The sequence below is a fragment of the Bowmanella yangjiangensis genome (assembly GCF_017255015.1).
Taxonomy (GTDB): Bacteria; Pseudomonadota; Gammaproteobacteria; order Enterobacterales; family Alteromonadaceae; genus Bowmanella; species Bowmanella yangjiangensis.
Genome location: NZ_JAFKCS010000372.1, coordinates 1 through 784, shown reverse-complemented (window position 1 = coordinate 784; position 784 = coordinate 1). Strand labels below are relative to the sequence as shown.

The 784-nt window shown below is 62.6% G+C and carries 1 protein-coding gene; it reads right to left on the bottom strand.

The genetic code is table 11. From position 1 onward, the window contains the following. Positions 1 to 159 precede the first annotated feature (159 nt). The coding region (locus tag J0A65_RS24625; RefSeq protein WP_206596875.1) for a DUF4340 domain-containing protein at positions 160 to 784 on the bottom strand (625 nt) is incomplete at its 5' end.

Sequence of the window (784 nt, the reverse complement as noted above, 5' to 3'; positions counted from 1 at the left end):
AGCGTTCGCCAACCCCGGCAACTCGAGCATGGAGCAGGTCAAGCGAGTAGCGTTCTTGCTGCAGCCGAAGGCCGAGTATAAAGCATGAATTGTGACTGAAAAGTACTTTTTTGGAGCCGCCCCGCCACCTGGAAAAATGCGCTGTTCAGAGCGTTTTTGTCAGCTTTTGGCCAGCAGATCGCGCAACTTCTTCATCAACCGCTGCGCCTGTTCGACGTCGAGGCGATAGGCCCAGTCAGGGCGCGCGCTGACTTCCTCCACCTTGAAACCTTCCCGCGCCCCCAGCGTCAGCCAGTACTGTTCTCCCTGCCGGTACAGAGCACCGGCAAGCTTCTGCCCACCGAAGCCACTGAGGCTGAAGCGCAGCACCGGCGGCTGCTTGAAGCCCACCTGGTCGAGCGGCGCGGCATCAGCGAACTGCAGGCTGGAGAACAGCGTCGCCACGCTGTTGGCCGCGCCCTCGAAAGCGAGCTTCTGCGTTCCGGCCAGTTGCTCGACGGCAAAGTTGTACTGCTTGGCATCGGCCCGGTTCAGGGTGAGCACCTCACCGTCGGCATGGCGCAGCTCGATGCGCTGGATATCGGTGTAGGGAATGTCACTGATGCGCCGATCCAGCCAGTCCAGCTCGCGCGGCGGTACGTTCAGCTGACGATCGATCAACCAGACCTGGTCCTCTCCAGCCAGGCGCACCAGTTGCCCGGCGCCTTGCTGGGCTGCCTTGCCCAGGCGCAGACCGAGGTCGGGGTGGCCGTCGAACTGCAGCTTCAGGCGCACTGCCTGCTCA